The 13,617-nt window shown below is 67.8% G+C and carries 14 protein-coding genes; 9 read left to right on the plus strand and 5 right to left on the minus strand.

Features of this window, described 5'->3' with window-relative positions:
• On the minus strand, window positions 1–419 hold a 419-nt coding region (locus O0J15_RS15580), incomplete at its 3' end, for a response regulator (RefSeq protein WP_308305907.1).
• 127 nt (window positions 420–546) lie between these two features.
• Here O0J15_RS15580 and rlmD point away from each other — a divergent pair.
• The 9 genes from rlmD (at window position 547) to O0J15_RS15625 (ending at window position 7,881) form a co-directional block, all read left to right on the plus strand.
• A complete protein-coding gene (rlmD, locus tag O0J15_RS15585) occupies window positions 547–1,881 on the plus strand; it encodes a 23S rRNA (uracil(1939)-C(5))-methyltransferase RlmD (RefSeq protein WP_031270572.1) in 1,335 nt (444 codons plus the stop codon).
• Between the two features lie 34 nt (window positions 1,882–1,915).
• The gene (locus tag O0J15_RS15590) at window positions 1,916–2,401 is read left to right on the plus strand and encodes a CYTH domain-containing protein (protein ID WP_053500339.1); all 486 of its coding nucleotides are present in this window, start codon (window positions 1,916–1,918) and stop codon (window positions 2,399–2,401) included.
• A gap of 113 nt (window positions 2,402–2,514) precedes the next feature.
• Window positions 2,515–3,210, plus strand: coding sequence for a DsbA family oxidoreductase (locus O0J15_RS15595; protein ID WP_180877987.1), 696 nt, complete (start codon window positions 2,515–2,517; stop codon window positions 3,208–3,210).
• 164 nt (window positions 3,211–3,374) lie between these two features.
• Window positions 3,375–4,382 (plus strand): beta-N-acetylhexosaminidase, encoded by a 1,008-nt coding sequence (gene nagZ, locus O0J15_RS15600; protein ID WP_019662160.1) that lies wholly within the window; start codon window positions 3,375–3,377, stop codon window positions 4,380–4,382.
• A complete protein-coding gene (locus O0J15_RS15605; protein ID WP_005410592.1) occupies window positions 4,382–4,936 on the plus strand; it encodes a hypoxanthine-guanine phosphoribosyltransferase in 555 nt (184 codons plus the stop codon). Before nagZ ends, O0J15_RS15605 begins: the two co-directional genes overlap by 1 nt.
• Before the next feature lie 82 nt (window positions 4,937–5,018).
• Complete coding sequence (locus O0J15_RS15610) at window positions 5,019–5,765, plus strand: S-methyl-5'-thioinosine phosphorylase (protein ID WP_308305908.1); 747 nt, start codon at window positions 5,019–5,021, stop codon at window positions 5,763–5,765.
• A gap of 88 nt (window positions 5,766–5,853) precedes the next feature.
• Entirely contained in the window at window positions 5,854–6,060 is a 207-nt protein-coding gene (locus O0J15_RS15615; protein WP_005410590.1) for a cold-shock protein, read from the plus strand.
• A gap of 102 nt (window positions 6,061–6,162) precedes the next feature.
• The gene (locus O0J15_RS15620) at window positions 6,163–7,431 is read left to right on the plus strand and encodes an NAD(P)/FAD-dependent oxidoreductase (RefSeq protein ID WP_308305909.1); all 1,269 of its coding nucleotides are present in this window, start codon (window positions 6,163–6,165) and stop codon (window positions 7,429–7,431) included.
• Between the two features lie 180 nt (window positions 7,432–7,611).
• Window positions 7,612–7,881, plus strand: a complete 270-nt coding sequence (locus O0J15_RS15625; RefSeq protein ID WP_019662157.1) for a hypothetical protein — start codon at window positions 7,612–7,614, stop codon at window positions 7,879–7,881.
• A gap of 1 nt (window position 7,882) precedes the next feature.
• Here O0J15_RS15625 and pdeM read toward each other — a convergent pair whose 3' ends face one another.
• Genes pdeM through O0J15_RS15645 form a run of 4 tightly spaced genes read right to left on the minus strand, consistent with a single transcriptional unit; the run spans window position 7,883 to window position 13,572 of the window.
• Window positions 7,883–8,524 (minus strand): ligase-associated DNA damage response endonuclease PdeM, encoded by a 642-nt coding sequence (gene pdeM / locus O0J15_RS15630; protein ID WP_308305910.1) that lies wholly within the window; start codon window positions 8,522–8,524, stop codon window positions 7,883–7,885.
• A complete protein-coding gene (locus tag O0J15_RS15635; RefSeq protein WP_308305911.1) occupies window positions 8,514–10,973 on the minus strand; it encodes a ligase-associated DNA damage response DEXH box helicase in 2,460 nt (819 codons plus the stop codon). Before O0J15_RS15635 ends, pdeM begins: the two co-directional genes overlap by 11 nt.
• Window positions 10,970–12,577, minus strand: coding sequence for an ATP-dependent DNA ligase (locus O0J15_RS15640; RefSeq protein ID WP_308305912.1), 1,608 nt, complete (start codon window positions 12,575–12,577; stop codon window positions 10,970–10,972). The genes O0J15_RS15635 and O0J15_RS15640 overlap by 4 nt, the downstream gene beginning before the upstream one ends.
• A complete protein-coding gene (locus tag O0J15_RS15645) occupies window positions 12,574–13,572 on the minus strand; it encodes a ligase-associated DNA damage response exonuclease (protein WP_019662153.1) in 999 nt (332 codons plus the stop codon). Before O0J15_RS15645 ends, O0J15_RS15640 begins: the two co-directional genes overlap by 4 nt.
• Window positions 13,573–13,617: the final 45 nt, after the last annotated feature.

Below are 13,617 nucleotides of genomic sequence, written 5' to 3' on the forward strand. Positions count from 1 at the left end.
GCTGCCGGGGCCGGGGCAACGGAGATCCCCGCCGGGCTGTTCACCAGTGCGCGGCGCACAGCCTTCAGCAACTGGTCGCGGCCCAGCGGCTTGACCAGGGTGTCGCTGAAGCCAGCTTCGCGCAGGCGGGCATGGATGGACGTGTCACCGTCAGCGGTATGTGCCAACGCCGGGGTGTCGGGATGTGAACGGCGCAGTTCGCGCAGCAGCTGCGCGCCATTGCCGTCAGGCAGGTTGACGTCGATCAGCCACAGGTCGTGCGCGCCGGGTTCGGCGCTGGCCAAAGCGCTGGCCAGCGAATCTGCGGTGTCCACATCCGCCGGTAACGTTTCCAACGCCGCCTTGAAAAAACCGCGGCTGATGATGTCGTCCTCGACAAGCAGGAAGCGGGGCCGGCTGGCCCGCGGGGTCATCTGCATCAGGGCTGCCTCCATGTCAGCTGCTGCAATCATCAAGCACGGCGGCGGCGGGCGCAAGCGGGTCCGGACCCTGCCGGTCAGGATCTGCGACAATACGCCCCCATTTTTGCCCGCAGCCTGTTGCCACGTGGCCCGATCCCGCTCCCGCATCGACCGTACCCCGTTCCAGACCGAAATCCTCGACCTCAGCCATGATGGTCGCGGCGTCGCCCGCCGTGAAGGCGAGGGCGGCAAGGTCACCTTCGTCAGCGGTGCCCTGCCGGGTGAGGTGGTGACGGCCGAACAGACGGCCCGCAGCCGCCATTTCGACGAAGCGCGCACTCTGGAAGTTCTGCAGGCCTCGCCGCAGCGCGTGACCCCGAAGTGCCCGCATTTCGGCACCTGCGCCGGCTGCGTGCTGCAGCACTTGGACGAAGACCAGCAGATCGTCGCCAAGCAGCGCGTGCTGATGGACAACCTGGAGCGGATCGGCCATGTGAAGCCGGGCACCGTGCTTGCGCCGCTGGTCGGCGACAGCTGGGGTTACCGTCGCAAGGGCCGCTTCTCCGTGCGCCGGGTCGAGAAGAAGGACAAGACCCTGGTCGGCTTCCGTGAACAGGATCCGCGTTTCGTCGCCGACCTCAGCCAGTGCCTGACCGTGATCCCGGAGATCGGCACCAAGGTCGAGGCGCTGTCCACCTTCATCGAATCGCTCGATGGCAAGCGCGATATCCCGCAGATTGAGTTCATCGCCGGCGACCAGGCCGTGGTCCTGACCGTGCGCCACCTGCAGCCACTCAGCGATGCGGACCGTGCGGCCTGGGCTGCCTTCGGCCAGCAGCATGGCTTCGTGATCTACCTGCAGTCCGGTGGCGTGGACACCGTGCAGCCGCTGGACGGGCAGGGTGTGCCCCTGTCGTTCCGGCTGGCGCCCTGGGATGTGGAACTGGCATTCCGCCCGCTGGACTTCATCCAGGTCAACGCCAAGCTCAACGAAAAGATGATCGCCCATGCCCTGGATCTGCTGGAGCCGGGTGAGGACGAGCGCGTGCTGGACCTGTTCTGCGGCCTGGGCAATTTCACTCTGCCGCTGGCCCGCCGCGTGCGCGAGGTCGTTGGCGTGGAAGGCGATGCCGGCCTCGTCGCGCGCGCCCGTGAGAATGCTGAGCGCAATGGCCTGGCCAACGCCCAGTTCTTCAGCGCCGACCTGACCCAGGACCAGCGCAGCACGGCGTGGATGCGCCAGGGCTTCGACAAGCTGCTGCTGGATCCGCCGCGCTCGGGCGCGATCGAAGTGCTGCAGCAGCTGCCGCTGAAGCAGTTCAAGCGCATTGTCTACGTGAGCTGCCACCCGGGCTCGCTGGCACGCGATGCCGGCTATCTGGTCAACGAACAGGGCTTCACCCTGGTCAGCGCCGGTGCCATGGACATGTTCCCGCACACCGCGCACGTGGAAAGCATCGCGGTATTCGAGAAGCGCTGAGCAGGTGTCATCACCCGTGGCGCATAATTGCGCCATGGGCATCGAAATCGAACGCAAATTCCTGGTCAGCAGCGATGGCTGGCGCACCGCCGCGCATCGGGTGATCCCGATGGCGCAGGGCTACATCAACGACATGGGCGCGCTCGACCGCGGCACCCAGAACGCCTCGGTGCGCGTGCGCATCGAAGGCGACCACGCCGCGCTGAACCTGAAGTCGCGCACCCTCGGCCATACCCGCCAGGAGTTCGACTACCCGATCCCGGTGGAGGACGCGCGCGCATTGCTGGCGCTGTGTGTCGGCGGCCTGATCGACAAGCGCCGCCATCTGGTCGAACACGCCGGCCTGACCTGGGAAGTGGATGAGTTCCTCGGTGACAACGCCGGCCTGGTGGTGGCTGAAGTCGAGCTGGAAAGCGCCGACCAAGCCATCGACCTGCCGGACTGGGTCGGTGCCGAAGTGACCGATGACGCCCGTTACTACAACGTTGCCCTGGCCAGCCGCCCGTATTCACAGTGGTGAACCCCCAAAAAGGGGACGGAGGGGATTAAGTCGTCTTTACCCCGCCTGTGCGGAAAGCGACTTAATCCCCTCCGTCCCCTTTTATCGAGAGAGGCGGTCCCCATGTCGTGGACATGAGAATCGACATCTACTCCGACGTGGTCTGCCCCTGGTGCTGGATCGGCAAGCATCGTTTCCAGCAGGGCGTGCAGTTGCTGGGCGCCAATGCGCCTGAACTCGATATCCACTGGCAGCCGTTCCAGCTGGACCCGGATGCGGACGACACCCCGGTGCCGCTGCGCGAGGCCTATTCGCGGAAGTTCGGGGGCGTCGAGCGCACCGAGCAGATCCTCAACCAGACCCAGGCCACGGCGCGGTCCGAAGGCCTGCCGATGGACTTCAGCCAAGGCCAGGTGCGGGTGACCACGCTGCCGGCGCACCGAGTGCTGTGGCTGGCCGGCGAGCACGGCGTGCAGGATGCGGTGGGTGAAGCGCTGTTCCGCGCCCACTTCGAGCAGGGCCAGAATCTGGCCGATACCGCCGTGCTGGTGAACGCCGGCGTGGCTGGCGGCCTGGACGATGGTGAAATCACGCAGATGCTGGCCTCCGATCGCGGCCTGGCCGAGGTGGAGGCCAAGCTGGCGCAGGCCCATGCATTGGGCATTTCCTCGGTGCCGACCTTCGTGATCGATGGGAAGTGGGCGATTTCCGGGGCCCAACCACCCGAGGCGTTCGCCCAGGCCCTGCAGCAGATCGCGGCCGAACAGGGCGCCCCGGCTACCCCGGCTGACGGCGACGAGGCCTGCGGCCCGGACGGCTGCAAGGTCTGACCGGCTCCTCAAAAGGGGACGGAGGGGATTAAGACGTATCCAGCCCCTTGGGGCCGATTGCGCCTTAATCCCCTCCGTCCCCTTTTTCTGACCACTGCGCCTGTCGGCCGGTTCTGCGACAATGCGGCACTGCGCCATGCGGGCGCGCGTTGTGGAGATCAACCATGCTGCTGATCGGCGTTGCCGGCACCGAACTGACCACCCAGGAACGTGACTGGCTGCAGCACGATGCCGTGGCCGGGGTGGTGCTGTTCAAGCGCAACTTCGCCTCGCGCCAGCAGGTAACCGATCTGAGCGCGGCGATCCGCGCCGCTGCGCCGCGCCCGCAGCTGATCTGCGTGGACCAGGAAGGCGGCCGCGTACAGCGCTTCCGCGAAGGTTACAGTGATCTGCCGCCACTGCAGGACATCGGTGCCCTGTACGCCACCGACCCGCAGCAGGCCCTGTCGCTGGCCGAGCAGCACGCCTGGCTGATGGCCAGTGAAGTCCGCGCCAGCGGGCTGGACCTCAGCTTCGCGCCGGTGGTCGATCTTGGCCGCGGCAACCGCGCCATCGGCAACCGCGCCTTCAGTGAAGACCCGCAGGTGGTTGCGGCGTTCACCGCTGCCTATGTGCGCGGCATGCATGCGGTCGGCATGGCCGCCACGCTCAAGCATTTCCCCGGCCACGGCACCGTGCTGGAAGACACCCACGTGGATACCGCGATCGACCCGCGCGCGCTGGACGAGCTGCGCGCGCAGGACCTGGTGCCATTCCAGGCCGGCATCGCCGCCGGTGCCGACGCGGTGATGATGGCGCACGTGATCTACCCGCAGATTGCGCCTGAACCGGCTGGCTATTCGCCGCGCTGGATCCAGGACATCCTGCGTGGCGAGCTCGGCTTCCGCGGCGTGGTGTTCTCCGATGACATCGGCATGGCCGCCTCGCACAGTGCCGGTGGCGTGCCCGCGCGCGTGCACGCACACCTGGACGCCGGCTGCGACGTGGTGCTGGTCTGCCACCCGGAGCTGGTTGATGAAGCCCTGCACGCGGTGCAGGGGCGCTCCCTCAATACTGCTGCGCTGCTGGGCCTGCTCGGCCGCGGCGCGCTTGGCTGGGATGGCCTGCTGGCCGATGCCCGCCATGGCCACACCCAATCCCGTCTGATTGAAACCCTTGGAAGAACCGTCTGATGCCCAACCTCACCATTTCCCAGGCCCTGGCCCAGGCTGACCTGCTGGTCGACCGCCCCACCATCGACAAGGCCATCGCTGGTATCGCCGACGCCATCGCGCGCGATTACAAGGGCGAGGTGCCGCTGTTCCTGTCCATCATGCACGGTGCGCTGCCGTTCGCCGGCCAGCTGGCGCTGGAGCTGGGCGCGCGCGGCCAGGACGTGCAGTTCGATTACCTGCACGCTACCCGTTACCGCGGTGAAACCACCGGCGGCGACCTGGTCTGGAAGCACAAGCCGGCCACTTCGCTGTTCGGCCGCCGCGTGCTGCTGGTCGACGATATCCTGGACGAGGGCTACACCCTGCAGGGCGTGCGCACCTGGTGCCTGGAACAGGGCGCGACCGACGTGCGCATCGCCGCGATGACGGTGAAGAAGCACGACCGCGCGCTGCCGGACGTGACCGCCGACTACGCCGGCATCGAACTGCCGGACCGCTACGTGTTCGGCTTCGGCATGGACGTCAATGAAACCCTGCGCTGCGTGCCGGCCATCTACGCGATGAAGGAATAACGGCGCAGCCGCCCGCGGCGCGTCTTCTTCTGCCGCCGGCATCCTCGGGTGCCGGCGTCGGTCTTTTCATGGAGTGCTTTGAATGCAACAGATCGCCCTGGCCGTGATCGGCGGTACCGGTGTCTACAACCTGGCCAAGCTTGACGACGTGCAGACCCACGAGGTCGACACCTGCTTCGGCCGCCCGTCCGGCCCGGTACGCGTCGGTACGCTGCTTGGACACCGCGTGGCGTTCCTGGCGCGGCATGGCGAGGGCCATTCGCTGCCGCCGCACAAGATCAACTACCGCGCCAACCTGGCCGCACTGCAGCAACTGGGCGCGCAGCGCGTGCTGGCGTTGAACACGGTGGGAGGCATCACCGAACACTTTGGTCCGCGCGTGCTGGCCTGCCCGGATCAGATCATCGACTACACCTGGGGCCGCATCAGCACGATCTGTGAAGAAGAAGGCACCGACGTGGTCCACGTCGATTTCGGCCACCCCTATACGCCGATGCTGCGCAGCAAGATCCTGGCCGCTGCGAAAGTGACCGGTGTCACGGTCCATGACGGCGGCTGCTACGGCGCAACGCAGGGCCCGCGCCTGGAAACCATCGCCGAGATCGCCCGCATGCGCCGCGACGGCTGCGATCTGGTGGGCATGACCGGGATGCCGGAAGCCGCACTGGCACGGGAGCTGGGGCTGGATTACGCCTGCCTGGCGATCATCGCCAACTGGGCTGCCGGCTGTGGCGATGGTGAAGAGATCACGATGGCTGAAGTACTTGCCAACGTGCAGGCCGCCAGCAACGGACTTCCGGAACTGGTAGGTGAATTGGCACGGGGGTGATTGTCTTCGCCGAGCAAGCTTTGCATACTCAGCTTGTGCGCGGGTTCAGCGTACACCACCCATTCATTGCATAAGGTCTCGCATCACCATGCCGAACGGTACCGTCAAGTGGTTCAACGACGCCAAGGGATTTGGCTTCATCTCGCCGGAGGATGGCAGCGCCGACGTGTTCGCGCACTTCTCCGCCATCAACTCCAAGGGCTTCCGCAGCCTGCAGGAAGGCCAGCGTGTCACCTATGACGTGACCCAGGGCCCGAAGGGTGCCCAGGCTTCGAACATCACGCCGGCCGAGTGATCCACTCGACAGTGCGTTGAAAACCCCGCTCCGGCGGGGTTTTTTTTGCGCGGCACGCTCGCGGCCCGTTCGCGATCCACCCACCTCGGGCACAATGCGCCCATGAAGGAACGACTGCGCATCGCCGTGATCGGCTACGGCACCGCTGGACAGGCAGTGTCCATCCTGCTCACCCGTGACGGCCACGAGGTGGAGATCTTCGAACGCGTGCCCACGCCGGGACCGGTTGGCGCCGGCTTCCTGCTGCAGCCCAGCGGCCTGCAGGTACTGTGGCAGATGGGCCTGCTTGATTCCGTGCGTGCACATGCCGCGCCGGTGCACCGCCTGTATGGCGACACGCCGTGCGAGCGCGCGGTGATGGACATGGCCTATGCCGGGCTGGATGCACGCCTGCATGGGCTGGGCATGCAGCGCGGGGCGCTGTTTTCGCTGCTGGACCAGGCCCGCGATGGCGCCGGCCAGCTGCATGTCGGCACCACCATCGTTTCCGTCGACGCCGCACAGGGGCGTTTGCGCGACAGCGGGGGGCGCCAGCACGGACCGTTCGACCTTGTGGTGGCTGCCGATGGTGCAGCTTCAACGCTGCGCGGCGGCGTCGAGCAGGGCATCGCGCTGGACAGGGTTTACCCGTGGGGCGCGCTGTGGTGCCTGCTGCCGGCCGAGGACTGGCCGCACATGAGCGAGCTGCGCCAGCGCTACGTGGCCGCGCGCAAGATGATCGGGCTGCTGCCGGTCGGTACCCGCCCCGGTGATGATACGCCGCGCCTGAGCTTCTTCTGGAGCCTGCCACGCGCCGATTTCGATCGGTGGCAGGCCGAAGGTATGGCGCCCTGGCTGGATGAACTGCATGCGCTGTGGCCGCAGGCCGGTGCGCGCTTCGCCCATCTGCGCGATGCCGGCCAGTTGGCGCGCGCCGTTTACCGTGATGCGGTGATGACACGTTGGCACCAAGGCCGCATGGTGCTGGCCGGTGATGCGGCGCATGCGATGAGCCCACAGCTGGGGCAGGGTGTGAACATGGCGTTGCTCGATGCGCTGGCACTGCGCGATGCCGTGCGCAGCGATGGCGGCAGTGCGGCGGCATTGCAGGCCTACCAAGCGCAGCGGCGCGCGCATGTGGCCGTGTACCAGCGCTGGAGCCGCTGGCTGACGCCACTGTTCCAGTCCGACCGCGACGCTTGGGCGAAAGCGCGTGATGTGCTGCTTGGCCCGATGGGGCGCCTGCCCGGTGGCCGTGGGCATATGCTGCGCATACTCAGTGGCACGCAGCATGGCTGGCTTGGCTCGCTCCAACTGGACCCGGCATTCGTCAACGAACTGGGCAGGTCGATGGCAATGCCTCCCAGCAACGCGATCACGGCCAGTGCGTGAGGCGCGTCGTCACGTGAATTAACGGCTGCGTCACTACAGATATGCGAGAAGTGGGTTGCACGCGATTGCGCGTCGCCCGTTTTCCTTTCCGTGATCGACATCGCGCGTGGCCCGGGCGGCGCTGCCGTCGCGGCCTGTTGCGGCCCGGACGCGCCGCCTGTTGTTGAAGAGGAGGACGCCATGTTGTTCGCGGTCGAGGAGCTGGAATCGGAAATCTGCAAGCTGCGTGGTCTGCTGCAGATGCTGCACGAGGACCAGCCCGACGTACTGGAGGACGTGTTTGAATTCCATGTGGGCAGCCTGATCAGCCACGCGTCGCCGGAACACCATGCACGCATCCGCGCCTGCGCGCAGGAAATGCTGGCGAGGATCCAGGCCTTGCCGCGGCGGCGTGAAGGGGACACGCCCGAGTTCCAGTTGATGCCGCAGCTGGAGATCCGCCCCGCCTGATTCACGTCACGGGCAGTTCGACCAGGCTGCCCTCGACGCAGGCGACCCTCTGCTCGCCGGAAGCGGGAACAGGCACGATTCCCGCAGTGAACGCAGAGAAGGCCGGCAGGACCGTCATCCCGTCACGCAGCCAGAATACGGGGAAGCGCCGACGCAACGGCGGCAGGGCGACCTGCGGATGCAGATGCCCAGCGATCACATGCCGTCCTGCATCGGCCACTGGCTCATGGCGAAGCATGAACGGATGCAGGTGTGCTTCATCGTGGATCTGTACCAGCAGCTGGGCGTGCGGCAGGTGGCGGTCGTGATTTCCGCGCAGGACATGCACGTCCAGCGCCGCGTTGCGTTCGCGCCATGCCAACCATTGCTGGTACCACGCGGCGCGATGCGCCGGTCCATGCAGGATGTCGCCCAGGATCCACAGCTCGCGGCATGCATACCTGTCCAGCAGCGCCTGCAGGCGATTGAGGTCTTCCCCGGTGCCACCACTGGGGAGCGCGATGCCGGCACGGCGGAATACGTCGGCCTTGCCCAAGTGCAGGTCGGCGATCAACAGCGCCTGCCGTGTGGGCCAGTACAGCGCGCGCTCGCCAAGCAGCACAAGCGATTCGCCCGCGCGCAGCAGCAGCAGTTCATCGGCCATGGCGGCGCTCCAGCTGCTTGGCCGCGCGTTGCACGCGGGTACGCCAGTCCTCGTTGCTGAACTGCCCACGCAGGCGTTCGGCCCACAGCGGGAAGCCCAGGGGCGTCAGCGACGCCGGGCATTGCACTGACAGCGCCTGCGTGCCGATCCTTGCCAGTACCTGCCGCAAGCCCGGCAGGTCAAGGCTGTCGTGCAGCACTTCGCGTTCGGCCAACGCCAGCAGCAGATGGCCCGGATCGTGCTCGCGCAGTACATCGAAGAGCAGGCCCGCCGACGCCTGCAACTGCCGCAGCGATCGCGGCATGCCACCGGGCAGGCTGGGTACCAGCAGGCCGGCCACACGTGCGATGCCGCGGAACTGGCGCCGCGCCAGCTCGCCCAGGTTCACTGCGGCACGCAGATCATCCAGCAGCTGATCGGGGGTGAACAATGCTCGCCATTGCGCTGCGTCCAGATCGATCGCCTGGGCCGGTGCCAGCACCAGGCCATGGTCGTTCACCGCGTAGCCGATGCTGTTGCGCTGCAGGCGGGTACAGCGCAAGGCCAGCAGGGCGGCCAGCGCCTCATGCACGTGGCGGCCGGAAAAGGGATAGACGAACAGGAACTGGCCTTCGCGACGCCGCACCTGTTCCACCAGCAGGTGGTCCGCGCCGGGAAGCGCCGACAACTGTTGCTGCAGTGCCAGCAAGGGCGACAGCCAGCGTGATTCGGCACTGTTGTCGGCGCCGGACAGTACCCACTCCAGCTCGCGACCGAGTGGCATCGACAGCGGCAACTGGCCTCCCTGCCAGCGTGGCACGACGCCGTCTCCGCGCCCTCGTGCCAACCGCACGAAGGCGGTCATGTCGCGCAGCTGCACCAGCTCCAGCAGGCGCCCTGCGAACTGGAAACGATCGCCACGTCGCAGCCGGCTGGCGAACTGCTCCTCCACGGCGCCCAGGCTGCCGCCGCGCAGGAACTGCACGCGCACGCTGCCATCGCTGCTGATGGTGCCGATCGAAAGCCGATGACGCAGCGCCTGGCGGCGGTCATGCATGCGGTACCAGCCATCGGCATCACGCACGACCTTGTGGAAATCGGGGTACTGGGCCAAGGCCTGCCCGCCCTGCACGATGAACGTGAGCACGGCCTGCCATTGGTCGTTGCCGAGCGACGCGAAGGCATGGGTACGCCGGACCTGTTCCAGCAGCGCAGTGCTGTCGAAGCCGCCCGCCAGCGCACGGCTGACCGCGTGCTGGGCCAGCACATCCAGCGACAGCGTCGGCGGCCTGCGCGCTTCGACCACGCCTTCAGCCAATGCACGGCGCACCGCAGCGTACTCGGCCAGTTCCAGCGCATGGCTGGGCACGCACAGGATGGCGCCGCTGGCACCCGGGCGGTGGCGTGCGCGTCCGGCGCGCTGGCGCAGGCGCGCCACGCCCTTCGGGCTGCCCAGCTGCAGGACCTGTTCTACTTCGGGGAAGTCCACGCCGAGGTCAAGGCTGGAAGTGGCAACCACGCAGCGCAGCGCGCCCGCGCGCAGTCCGTCTTCCACCTGCTGGCGCAGGGCCGGATCCAGCGAGCCGTGGTGCAGCGCAAGCGTGTCCAGTTCCTCCGGCCACACCGCGGCCAGCGCCTGATGCCACAGTTCTGCCTGTGCACGGGTGTTGGTGAACAGCAGGCTGCTGCGTGCCTGCATCAGCGCCTCCAGCACGCGTGGCAGCTGTGCCAGGCCCAGATGCCCCGCCCATGGGAAGCGTTCGCCGGGGTCTGGCAGCAGGCTGCGCACGCTGAGTGTGCGCGGCCGTACGCCCTGCACGATCGGTGCTTCCGGTTGACCGGGCAGCAGCACGTCGCGCGCCTCCTGCAGATTGCCCAGCGTGGCCGACAGACCCCACAGCTGCAATGCCGGCCTGGCATCGCGCAACACCGCCAGGTTCAACTGCAGCAGGACGCCGCGCTTGTTGCCCAGCAGTTCGTGCCATTCATCCACCACCACGCAGCGCAGCTGGCGCATGCGCGGCAGCGTGTCGGGATAGCTCAACAACAGCGCCAGCGATTCGGGCGTGGTCACCAGTACGTCGACGCGGCCCTCGCGCGCCTGTCGTCGTTCGCGGTTGCTGGCGTCGCCACTACGCAGGCCGACACGCCATCCCAGCCCCAGCCCATCGACCACGTCCTGCAGTGCGCGTGCGGTATCACTGGCCAACGCGCGCAAGGGCGTCACCCACAGCACCTGCAGTGGGCGCACCGCGCTGGCCCGACGGGGCAAGGGCGGCGGATCGATCATGGCCTGCAGCAGGGGCCCGCCGAACATCGCCAGTGTCTTGCCGCTGCCCGTGGGCGTATGCAGCAACCCGGATTCGCCCGCCAGGTAGTGGCGCCACATTGCGCGCTGGAACGGCAGTGAGCGCCAGCCTCTGGACGCAAACCAGTCTTCCAGCCGGCGCAGCGCCTGGCTGCGGGTCATCGCGCCAGCGCCTTCAGGCTGGCCAGCTGATCGGCCTCGCTGGCGGGCTTGTCGTGGCGCCAGCGCAGGATGCGCGGGAAGCGCACGGCGATGCCGGACTTGTGCCGGCTGCTGCGGTTGACTGCTTCAAAGCCCAGCTCGAACACCTGTTCGGCGCGTACGCTGCGCACCGGCCCGAAGCGCTCGCGGGTGTTGGCGCGGATCCAGCGGTCGAGCGCGAGGATCTCCTTGTCGTCCAGGCCGGAATACGCCTTGGCCACCGGCACCAGCGTGTCGCCGTCCCACACGCCAAAGGTGTAGTCGGTGTACAGCGTGCTGCGTCGGCCGTGCCCGGCCTGTGCGTACAGCAGCACCGCGTCTATCGTGAGTGGATCGACCTTCCATTTCCACCAGTCGCCGCGTCGTCGCCCCGCCTGGTAGGAGGACGTGCGCCGCTTCAGCATCAACCCCTCCACACCGCGTTCGCGCGCCACATCGCGCATCGCCGCGGCCTGCGGCCAGTCGCCGGCGGCAACGTCGGGCGACAGCTGGATGCGCGCATCGCCCAGTGCACCGACGACCTCGGTGAGCCGCGCGCGCCGTTGCTGCAATGGAAGTTCGCGCAGGTCCGCGCCATCGAGTTCCAGCAGGTCGTAGGCGAGCACGCGCACCGGCGTGTTGCGCAGGGTGGCCGAGCCGGGTTTGCGGCGCTGGATGCGGGTCTGCAGCGCGGTGAAGGCACGTGGCAGGTCCGCGGCTTCGTCCCAGGCCAGCAGCTCGCCATCCAGCACGCAGCCATCGGGAAGCGCCATCGCCGCCTGTTCGATTTCGGGGAAGCGACCATCCAGCCGCTCTTCGCCACGTGACCACAAGGCGACCTCGCCGCGCCGGCGCAGCAGCTGCACGCGGATGCCATCCCACTTCCATTCCAGCAGCCAGTCGTCGATCGCACCGAGTCGTTCGGCAGGGCTGCCCTCCAGTGGCGAGGCGAGGAAAAAGGGGTAGGGCTGCTGCCGGTCCAGCGGCAGCTCATCCGGCGACAGCAGCTGGGCCAGCAGCCCGGGCGAGGGCACCCACTCGCCCAGCATGCGCTGGGCGATGCGGGCAATATCCAGGCCGGACCACTCGGCCAGCGCCTGCTGCACCAGCCGTTGCGAGACGCCAACGCGCAGGGCTCCGGTCAGCAGCTTGTTGAACACCAGGCGTTCGCTGCTGCACAGCTGCCGCCAGCCGGCGACGACCGCCGCACGGCGCACCGCCTCGGGTTGGTTGGCCACCGCCAGCAGGTGCTGTTCGATCCATTCGGCCAGGGGGCGGTCAGGCGAGGGGTTTGGTGGGTCGTCCAGCAGCAGGGTCAGCGTTTCGGCCAGGTCACCGACCTGCGCATAGCTGTCGTCCACCAGCCACGGTGGCAACCCTGATTCCTCGGCGATCCAGGCGCGCAGTTCGCCACTGGTGGCGATCTTCCGGCGTGCGCCGCCCACCTTGCCACCACTGAGGAGGTACAGCGCCCACGCCGCATCGTGCGCGCCTGCCTGGCCGAAGTAATCGACCAGTGCCGCTCGCTTGTCCAGCGTGGCAGTGCTGCGGTCCAGGCGTTGGTAGAGCGCTGCGAAGGCTTTCATTCCTCGCTCCCGAAATCGGTACGGAAGGCTTCGGCAGCCACGCCGCGCTCACGCAGGTAGGGAATCAGCGCATCGGTATTGCCATGGGTGGCGATCACCCGCTGCGCGCCGGTCTGTTCGATCGTCGTCAGCAGTGCTGGCCAATCGGCGTGATCGGAAATGACGAAGCCACGATCGACGTTGCGTCGGCGCCGGTTGCCGCGCAATTGCATCCAGCCCGAGGCGAAGCCCAGCTGGTGGCGCCCGAAGCGGCGCATCCAGGGCGTGCCCGCAGCCGAGGGCGGGGCGAGGATCAACTGGCCGGCGGCATCGGGTTGACGGCCCTGTTCGGCCACGGTGAGCGTCTCCAGCATCGGTACGCCGGCCTGCCGGTACACCGCTACGCCATTGGCGATGGCGCCATGCAGCCAGGCCGGGCGATCATCCAGCGGCCGCAGCTCGGCCAGCACCCGTTGTGCCTTGCCCAGTGCATAGCACAGCAGGATCGCCGCCTCGCCGCGCTGTTCGCATTCGCGGCGCCACGCCACGATCTCCGCAGCGACTGCCGGCGTGTCCGGCCAGCGGTAGATCGGCAGGGCGAAGGTTGCCTCGGTGATGAACGTATCGCAGGGCACCACTTCGAACGGCGCGCAGGTCGGGTCTGGCTGGCGCTTGTAGTCGCCGGAGGCCACCCAGACCTGCCGCCCGTCGTCGATGCGCACCTGCGAGGACCCCAGCACGTGGCCGGCTGGATGCAGTGATACCTGCACCCGGCCCAGGCGGAACGGGGTGCCCTCGGCATGCGCCTGCACCGGCACGTCGCCCAGGCGCCAACGCAGGATCGGCAGGCTGCCGTCGCTGCAGTGGTATTCGCCCATGCCCGGGCGAGCATGGTCACCGTGGCCATGGGTGATGACCGCGCGCGGCACCGGCCGCCAGGGATCGATGTGGAAGTCGCCCGCAGCGCAGTACAGCCCCTCCGGGCGCAACACCACCAGATCGTCATTGCCTGCCATGCCATCACTGTGGCCTGCGGCTCGTGCACGGGGTGAGAACCGGCC

This window comes from Stenotrophomonas sp. Sm10 (assembly GCF_030985515.1).
GTDB lineage: Bacteria > Pseudomonadota > Gammaproteobacteria > Xanthomonadales > Xanthomonadaceae > Stenotrophomonas > Stenotrophomonas hibiscicola.

Excerpts from the sequence above, each read along its gene's own strand:
- O0J15_RS15590 (WP_053500339.1), top strand. The coding sequence starts at position 1,916 with ATGGGCATCGAAATCGAACGCAAATTCCTGGTCAGCAGCGATGGCTGG.
- O0J15_RS15595 (WP_180877987.1), top strand. The coding sequence starts at position 2,515 with ATGAGAATCGACATCTACTCCGACGTGGTCTGCCCCTGGTGCTGGATC.
- nagZ (WP_019662160.1), top strand. The coding sequence starts at position 3,375 with ATGCTGCTGATCGGCGTTGCCGGCACCGAACTGACCACCCAGGAACGT.
- O0J15_RS15605 (WP_005410592.1), top strand. The coding sequence starts at position 4,382 with ATGCCCAACCTCACCATTTCCCAGGCCCTGGCCCAGGCTGACCTGCTG.
- O0J15_RS15610 (WP_308305908.1), top strand. The coding sequence starts at position 5,019 with ATGCAACAGATCGCCCTGGCCGTGATCGGCGGTACCGGTGTCTACAAC.
- O0J15_RS15615 (WP_005410590.1), top strand. The coding sequence starts at position 5,854 with ATGCCGAACGGTACCGTCAAGTGGTTCAACGACGCCAAGGGATTTGGC.
- O0J15_RS15620 (WP_308305909.1), top strand. The coding sequence starts at position 6,163 with ATGAAGGAACGACTGCGCATCGCCGTGATCGGCTACGGCACCGCTGGA.
- O0J15_RS15625 (WP_019662157.1), top strand. The coding sequence starts at position 7,612 with ATGTTGTTCGCGGTCGAGGAGCTGGAATCGGAAATCTGCAAGCTGCGT.
- pdeM (WP_308305910.1), bottom strand. The coding sequence starts at position 8,524 with ATGGCCGATGAACTGCTGCTGCTGCGCGCGGGCGAATCGCTTGTGCTG.
- O0J15_RS15635 (WP_308305911.1), bottom strand. The coding sequence starts at position 10,973 with ATGACCCGCAGCCAGGCGCTGCGCCGGCTGGAAGACTGGTTTGCGTCC.
- O0J15_RS15640 (WP_308305912.1), bottom strand. The coding sequence starts at position 12,577 with ATGAAAGCCTTCGCAGCGCTCTACCAACGCCTGGACCGCAGCACTGCC.
- O0J15_RS15645 (WP_019662153.1), bottom strand. The coding sequence starts at position 13,572 with ATGGCAGGCAATGACGATCTGGTGGTGTTGCGCCCGGAGGGGCTGTAC.